The sequence below is a fragment of the Bacillus cereus group sp. BceL220 genome, from assembly GCF_051776965.1.
Lineage (GTDB): Bacteria > Bacillota > Bacilli > Bacillales > Bacillaceae_G > Bacillus_A > Bacillus_A cereus.
In genome coordinates this window covers 59,431-67,006 of the sequence record NZ_JBPWBC010000019.1, presented here as the reverse complement: position 1 = coordinate 67,006, position 7,576 = coordinate 59,431, and the positions used below count along the sequence as shown (strand labels likewise).

Sequence of the window (7,576 nt, the reverse complement as noted above, 5' to 3'; positions counted from 1 at the left end):
AAGCTAGTAAGATCCCTGAAAGATGATCAGGTTGATAGGTTCGAGGTGGAAGCATGGTGACATGTGGAGCTGACGAATACTAATAGATCGAGGACTTAACCATATAATATGTAGCAATGTTATCTAGTTTTGAAGGAATATATATTTAAAATTCCTTTTGACATTCTGAAAAGAATGTGTATAATGATAAAAGTCTGGTAATGATGGCAGAGAGGTCACACCCGTTCCCATACCGAACACGGAAGTTAAGCTCTCTAGCGCCGATGGTAGTTGGGACCTTGTCCCTGTGAGAGTAGGACGTTGCCAGGCTTGTATTATTCCGCAGTAGCTCAGCGGTAGAGCTATCGGCTGTTAACCGATCGGTCGTAGGTTCGATTCCTACCTGCGGAGCCATTATGCTTCCATAGCTCAGCTGGTAGAGTACTTCCATGGTAAGGAAGAGGTCACCGGTTCAAGCCCGGTTGGAAGCTTGGAAAAGTTTTTAAATTTTTGGCCCGTTGGTCAAGTGGTTAAGACACCGCCCTTTCACGGCGGTAACACGGGTTCGAATCCCGTACGGGTCACCACTTTTGGAGGATTAGCTCAGCTGGGAGAGCACCTGCCTTACAAGCAGGGGGTCGGCGGTTCGATCCCGTCATCCTCCACCATATATGTTTAAATGTCGGAGGGGTAGCGAAGTGGCTAAACGCGGCGGACTGTAAATCCGCTCCTTCGGGTTCGGCAGTTCGAATCTGCCCCCCTCCACCATTTTCTTAAAAATAACCTGAAAGGGTTTATTTTTTTGAGAAGATAACCATACTAGTAAATATTAATGGGCTATAGCCAAGCGGTAAGGCAACGGACTTTGACTCCGTCATGCGCTGGTTCGAATCCAGCTAGCCCAGCCATTTACGAGCCATTAGCTCAGTTGGTAGAGCATCTGACTTTTAATCAGAGGGTCGAAGGTTCGAATCCTTCATGGCTCACCATTTTCGCGGAAGTAGTTCAGTGGTAGAATACAACCTTGCCAAGGTTGGGGTCGCGGGTTCGAATCCCGTCTTCCGCTTTATTACTAAGGGGCCTTAGCTCAGCTGGGAGAGCGCCTGCCTTGCACGCAGGAGGTCAGCGGTTCGATCCCGCTAGGCTCCATCTAAATAGAAAAAGCTTACATCATATGATGTAAGCTTTTTTGTGTTTAAAAAGACAACTTTTATATTTATCGTTTAAAATGAAGAAAACGTAAAAATAAGGGATGGGGGATAATTGTGAAAGTTGTTATTGCATCTGATTCATATAAAGAAAGCCTAAAAGCTATAGAAGTATGTGAAGCTATTGAAAGAGGTTTTAGAGCAATTTTTCCTAATGCAAAGTATGTGAAAATACCAATTGGAGATGGAGGAGAAGGGACGGTTGAATCGCTTGTTGATGCTACAGGGGGGAGAATTATATCAATTAGTGTGACAGGACCGCTTAGAGAAAGTGTGCAAGCTTTTTATGGCGTGTCTAAAGATAAAAAGACAGCGTTTATTGAAATGGCAGCAGCATCAGGATTACAGCACGTTCCAGTTGAAAAGCGAAACCCACTTATTACAACGACAAAAGGAACAGGAGAACTTATATTACATGCGCTAAATCAAGGGGCGGAGTACATAATTTTAGGACTTGGAGGAAGTGCTACAAATGATGGTGGGGCAGGCATGTTAGCAGCTTTAGGAGTAAGATTTATAAATGATAAGGGTGAAGTAATAGATCCATCTGGAGGTACGTTACATTCGATTGTTGCTATTGATTTTTCACAAATGGATCCACGCTTAAAGGGGGTAAAGATAGAAGCGGCATGTGATGTGGATAATCCATTAGTCGGAATGCAGGGAGCATCTTTCGTATTTGGGAGACAAAAGGGTGCGAATGTAGAGATGATGAAAGAGCTAGATGAGAATTTAAAACATTATGCGAATATTCTTAAAAGATATGTATCTTCTGATGTATCTGAAATACCTGGTGCAGGGGCAGCAGGAGGAATGGGAGCGGCTGTTATTTCAGTGCTAAAGGGAGACTTGCGAAAGGGCATTGAAATTGTATTGGATTATACAAATTTCGATAAACATATAGAAGATGCAGATCTCATTATAACTGGTGAAGGTAGAATAGATGAACAAACTGCATATGGGAAGGCTCCTGTTGGTGTTGCGGGGCGTGCGAAACGTTTTTCTGTGCCTGTAATTGCTATTGGAGGGTCTGTATCATCTGATTATTCAGCCGTGTACGAGAAAGGAATAGATGCGGTATTTAGTATTACAACGAGACCGATGACACTAGAAGAAGCATATAGAGTAGCAGAAGAAAATATTGAAATGACAACGAAGAATATTGCAACAGTATGGAAAATAGCGTCAGAAAAACACTTCTAAATGTAGGGGTGTTTTTTTATTATTATTTAATAATAGTGATTGTGATTGTTTCATTAAGTTAACTTTATACATAGAATAGTCTTGAAATTTGATTTTCAACGTGAATATAAGTGAATAATTTGTATATCCATACAGAAAAATGTCGAGTTGAGTCAGACTATATAAAAGATTTAAAATATTTAGTGAAGGCACAGAAGGGGGATACTATCTATGAAAAAAGAAATCTCAGTTATTGGAGTTCCAATGGATTTAGGGCAGATGCGTCGTGGCGTTGATATGGGACCGAGCGCAATCCGTTATGCAGGGGTAATTGAAAGAATTGAAGAAATTGGATATGACGTTAAAGATATGGGAGATATATGTATAGAGAGAGAAAAAGAGATAGATGAAAATACAAAATTAAGAAACCTTACACAAGTTGCAACTGTATGTAATGAATTAGCAAGTAAGGTGGATCATATTATAGAAGAAGGTCGTTTTCCACTTGTATTAGGTGGTGACCATAGTATTGCTATCGGTACATTAGCTGGTGTAGCAAAACATTATAAAAACTTAGGTGTTATTTGGTATGATGCACACGGTGATTTAAATACAGAGGAAACTTCACCATCTGGAAATATTCACGGTATGTCACTTGCAGCAAGTTTAGGTTATGGACATTCTTCACTTGTAGATTTATATGGAGCATATCCGAAGGTGAAAAAAGAGAATGTCGTAATTATCGGTGCGCGTGCATTGGATGAAGGAGAAAAAGATTTCATTCGAAATGAAGGTATTAAAGTGTTCTCAATGCATGAAATTGATCGTATGGGGATGACGGCTGTTATGGAAGAAACAATCGCATATTTATCTCATACTGATGGTGTACACTTATCATTAGATTTAGATGGTCTTGATCCTCATGATGCACCAGGTGTTGGGACGCCTGTAATTGGTGGTCTATCTTATCGTGAAAGCCACTTGGCGATGGAAATGTTAGCAGAAGCGGATATTATCACATCTGCTGAATTTGTTGAGGTAAATACGATTTTAGATGAGAGAAATAGAACGGCAACAACAGCAGTTGCTTTAATGGGTTCTTTATTCGGTGAAAAACTAAAATAAATGTAAGAAAAGCAACTGAGAAGTTGCTTTTTTTATTTGAAAATAGGCGTATAATAATGATTTATATTATACTGTAAGATAAAAATGTTTGACATCTTACCAATTTGAGCTAAAGGGGGTTGTTTGTAATTGTCGTTTGTTTCATGTATGGTATAATTAACTAGTTGTTGGAAATACATACAGATAGAGCATAAAACAATATTTCAATATATGGATAGAATTGCTCGTAAGTAGGAGGAAGGGATAGCATGCCTTTTGAAGATACGACCATTTTGAAATATCTTAGTACGGCATTAGATATTGCCATTGTATGGTTTATTATATATAAGCTGATTCTCATAATCCGAGGGACGAAAGCTGTTCAACTTTTAAAAGGGATTACAGTTATCATTGTCGTTAAGATGATTAGTATTTTCCTTGAATTGCATACGTTATCTTGGCTAACTGAACAAGTATTAACATGGGGATTTTTAGCCGTTATTATTATCTTTCAGCCAGAATTGCGAAGAGCACTTGAGCAGCTAGGGCGCGGGAGTTTATTTTCGCGTGTTGGACCGCATGAGGATGATGAACCTGAAATGGTTGCAACAGCGATAGCAAAAGCAACCGAATATATGGGGAAACGTAGAATAGGTGCATTAATTACTTTGTCAAAAGAGACCGGTATGGGTGATTATGTGGAAACGGGTATTCCGCTGAATGCAAACGTATCATCGGAATTACTTATTAATATTTTTATTCCAAATACACCTCTTCATGACGGAGCGGTAATTATGCAAGGAAGTACAATTAAAGCAGCAGCATGCTATCTTCCATTATCAGAAAGTCCGTTTATTTCTAAAGAATTAGGAACTAGACATCGTGCTGCAATGGGAGTTAGTGAAGTTACTGATAGTATTACAGTAGTTGTGTCTGAAGAAACTGGTCAAATTTCTTTAACGAAAAATGGTAAGTTGCATCGTGATTTGAAGACAGAACAGCTGAAGGATATGTTATTAGCTGAATTTAGTGGGAACGAAAAAACGACTTCTTCGTCTTTATGGAATTGGAGGAGAAAGCGTCATGGATAAGTTAATGGAGAATCATTGGTTTTTAAAAGGGATCTCATTACTATTGGCGTGTATGCTTTTTATGTCAGCGACGTTAACTGAGAAAAATACGACATCAGGTATATTACCTTTTGCAAATGATACGAAAGAAACATTAACTAATTATGAGATTAATCTTAAGTATGATGAGGAGAAATATATTGTAAGTGGTATTCCAGCAGAGGGCGTTAAGGTGAAGTTAGAAGGCCCAAAAGCATCAGTTGCTACAGCAAAAGCAAAAAAACAATTTGACATACCAATTGATTTGCGAGATAGTCCAAAAGGAACTTATGAGATTTCTTTAAAAACGAACGGGCTTCCAGACGATGTGAAAGGAACAGTTCAGCCATCAACAATTAAAGTTACTCTTCATGAAAAGGCGAGAAAATATGTTCATGTAGATTTGAAATTATCAAATGAGGATCAAATGCCAGCGGGGGCTACTCTCGAAAAATCAAGCATTAAACCGGATACTGTTGAGGTAGTTGGGACGAAAGAAGAAATTGAAAGCATTTCATCTGCCAAAGCGTATGTTGATTTAAAAGGTGTTAATAAAACTGTTACAAAAACGCCCGAAGTTACATTATACAATAAAGAAGGAAAACGTTTAAATGTAAGAACAAGTCCATCTAAAATTAGTGTAACGTTGAATGTGGCAACGCAAACTACAGCCAATAATACTGAAAAAACTGTTCCTGTAACGTATACGAAGAAGGGGAGTTTAGCAGAAGGATTGGCAGTTACAAATATCAGTGTCGAGCCGAGAGAAGTAACGATAGCTGGTCCAAAAGATATTTTGGATAATATACAATCGCTAGAGGGGGTCGAAGTAGATCTTAGTCAATTGACAGAGTCTACAACATTCGATGCCTCTGTTTTATTACCCAAGGGTGTAACCAGTGCAAAACCGAATCAAGTGAAGGTTTCAGTGGGAGTGCAAAAAACAAAACAAACGAAAACAAAAACGATTGATGGCATCCCAATCCAAAAAAATGGACTTTCTAAAGATGTTACGGCTCAGCTAATTTCGCCGCAAGATGGAAAGATAAGTGTTGATATTTCAGGAGAAGCAAGTATAGTAGATAAAATAACAGCTGCCCAAATAACAGCGGTAATTAATTTGCAAAATGTATCTTCAGGGACGAAAGATATTTCTATTCAAGTGAGTGGTCCTGGTAATATTTCAATAGAGCCAAAACAAAAAAGTGCTAAAGTTACTATTGTAAAGAAAGAAAAACCAGATAAAGAAGTACAGGGTAACGGTCAACAACCGGATTCAAACACCAATCAAGAAAATCAAAATGAGAAGCCAAAAAATCCTGAATCCAATCAAGAAAAAGAAACGGAACAGGAAAATAATCAAAATCAAGATAAAGATAAAGATAAAGAAAATAGTCAAGAACCAACGGTAGATAACCATAATCAAAAAGAGCAAGAAAAAGGAGCGAATCATAATGGGTAAATATTTTGGTACAGATGGAGTACGTGGAGTTGCAAATAAGGAGTTAACACCTGAATTAGCTTTCAAAATTGGGCGTTTTGGTGGTTATGTATTAACAAAAGATACAGATCGTCCAAAAGTAATTATCGGTCGTGATACACGTGTATCTGGCCATATGTTAGAAGGAGCTTTAGTAGCAGGTCTATTATCAACTGGAGCAGAAGTAATGCGCCTTGGCGTTATTTCTACACCGGGTGTTGCTTATTTAACAAAAGCACTAGATGCACAAGCAGGTGTTATGATTTCTGCATCTCATAATCCAGTACAAGATAACGGTATTAAATTCTTTGGTTCAGACGGCTTTAAATTAACAGATGAGCAAGAAGCTGAGATTGAAGCTTTATTAGACAAAGAAGTTGATGAACTACCACGTCCGACAGGTACTAATCTGGGACAAGTGAGCGATTACTTTGAAGGTGGACAAAAATATTTACAGTACATTAAACAAACTGTTGAAGAAGATTTCTCTGGCCTACATATCGCTTTAGATTGTGCACATGGTGCAACTTCTTCTCTAGCTCCATACTTATTTGCAGACCTAGAAGCTGATATTTCAACAATGGGAACTTCTCCAAACGGTATGAATATTAACGAGGGTGTAGGATCTACACATCCAGAAGGCTTAGCTGAATTGGTAAAAGAAAAAGGTGCGGATATCGGACTTGCTTTTGATGGCGATGGCGATCGTTTAATTGCTGTAGACGAAAAAGGAAACATCGTTGACGGTGATCAAATTATGTTTATTTGTGCGAAGTACATGAAAGAAACTGGTCAATTAAAACATAATACAGTTGTTTCAACTGTTATGAGTAACTTAGGTTTCTACAAAGCACTTGAAGCAAACAATATTACAAGTGATAAAACAGCAGTTGGTGACCGCTATGTAATGGAAGAGATGAAACGCGGTGGTTACAACTTAGGTGGAGAACAATCAGGCCATATTATCTTACTTGATTACATTACAACTGGTGACGGAATGTTAAGTGCACTTCAACTTGTAAACATCATGAAAATGACGAAAAAACCATTATCTGAGCTTGCAGGAGAAATGACGAAATTCCCACAATTGCTAGTAAACGTTCGTGTAACAGATAAAAAATTAGCATTAGAAAATGAAAAAATTAAAGAAATTATTCGTGTTGTAGAGGAAGAAATGAACGGTGATGGCCGTATTCTTGTTCGTCCATCTGGAACAGAGCCACTTATTCGTGTAATGGCAGAAGCACCAACACAAGAAGTTTGTGATGCATATGTACATCGCATTGTAGAAGTTGTGAAAGCCGAAGTTGGCGCTGAGTAATTAGCTGAATTTATATGAAAAAGGAGCACAAAAAGTGCTCCTTTTTCATATGTTTTATAGACGATGAAAAAAATTTCATTGACGGTTTATCCATGTTTGTTATAAGATGGTCTTGTTCTTTTTCTCAAAGGAAATATTGTAAATTATAAAAGCGCCAGAACTACAAATAGTGTAGTTGACGAGGTGGGGTTTA

General features: G+C 38.2%; 5 protein-coding genes, 9 tRNA genes and 2 rRNA genes. All 16 read left to right on the top strand.

Annotated features, from left to right (window positions below):
- Positions 1-103: ribosomal RNA gene (locus tag ACS2FK_RS27465) — 23S ribosomal RNA — on the top strand; the annotation flags it as partial.
- Between the two features lie 90 nt (positions 104-193).
- Positions 194-309: ribosomal RNA gene (rrf, locus tag ACS2FK_RS27460) — 5S ribosomal RNA — on the top strand.
- A 9-nt stretch (positions 310-318) separates the two neighbouring features.
- Positions 319-393, top strand: a tRNA-Asn gene (locus ACS2FK_RS27455).
- Positions 394-397: 4 nt separating this feature from the next.
- Positions 398-470, top strand: a tRNA-Thr gene (locus ACS2FK_RS27450).
- A gap of 21 nt (positions 471-491) precedes the next feature.
- Positions 492-566: transfer RNA gene (locus tag ACS2FK_RS27445), tRNA-Glu, on the top strand.
- A 5-nt stretch (positions 567-571) separates the two neighbouring features.
- Positions 572-647: transfer RNA gene (locus ACS2FK_RS27440), tRNA-Val, on the top strand.
- A gap of 16 nt (positions 648-663) precedes the next feature.
- Positions 664-747 (top strand) — tRNA-Tyr (locus ACS2FK_RS27435).
- 65 nt (positions 748-812) lie between these two features.
- Positions 813-887, top strand: a tRNA-Gln gene (locus tag ACS2FK_RS27430).
- A 5-nt stretch (positions 888-892) separates the two neighbouring features.
- A tRNA-Lys gene (locus ACS2FK_RS27425) sits at positions 893-968 on the top strand.
- 5 nt (positions 969-973) lie between these two features.
- Positions 974-1,045: transfer RNA gene (locus tag ACS2FK_RS27420), tRNA-Gly, on the top strand.
- Positions 1,046-1,055: 10 nt separating this feature from the next.
- A tRNA-Ala gene (locus ACS2FK_RS27415) sits at positions 1,056-1,128 on the top strand.
- Positions 1,129-1,244: 116 nt separating this feature from the next.
- Positions 1,245-2,390, top strand: coding sequence for a glycerate kinase (locus ACS2FK_RS27410; RefSeq protein ID WP_063546195.1), 1,146 nt, complete (start codon positions 1,245-1,247; stop codon positions 2,388-2,390).
- A gap of 210 nt (positions 2,391-2,600) precedes the next feature.
- On the top strand, positions 2,601-3,494 hold the full coding sequence (gene rocF / locus ACS2FK_RS27405; RefSeq protein ID WP_000711563.1) for an arginase: 894 nt from the start codon (positions 2,601-2,603) through the stop codon (positions 3,492-3,494).
- A gap of 248 nt (positions 3,495-3,742) precedes the next feature.
- On the top strand, positions 3,743-4,564 hold the full coding sequence (gene cdaA, locus ACS2FK_RS27400) for a diadenylate cyclase CdaA (RefSeq protein WP_001115694.1): 822 nt from the start codon (positions 3,743-3,745) through the stop codon (positions 4,562-4,564).
- Positions 4,557-6,044, top strand: coding sequence for a CdaR family protein (locus ACS2FK_RS27395; RefSeq protein ID WP_063546197.1), 1,488 nt, complete (start codon positions 4,557-4,559; stop codon positions 6,042-6,044). Before cdaA ends, ACS2FK_RS27395 begins: the two co-directional genes overlap by 8 nt.
- Positions 6,037-7,383, top strand: coding sequence for a phosphoglucosamine mutase (gene glmM, locus ACS2FK_RS27390; protein ID WP_000521476.1), 1,347 nt, complete (start codon positions 6,037-6,039; stop codon positions 7,381-7,383). The genes ACS2FK_RS27395 and glmM overlap by 8 nt, the downstream gene beginning before the upstream one ends.
- The last annotated feature ends 193 nt before the right edge of the window (positions 7,384-7,576 follow it).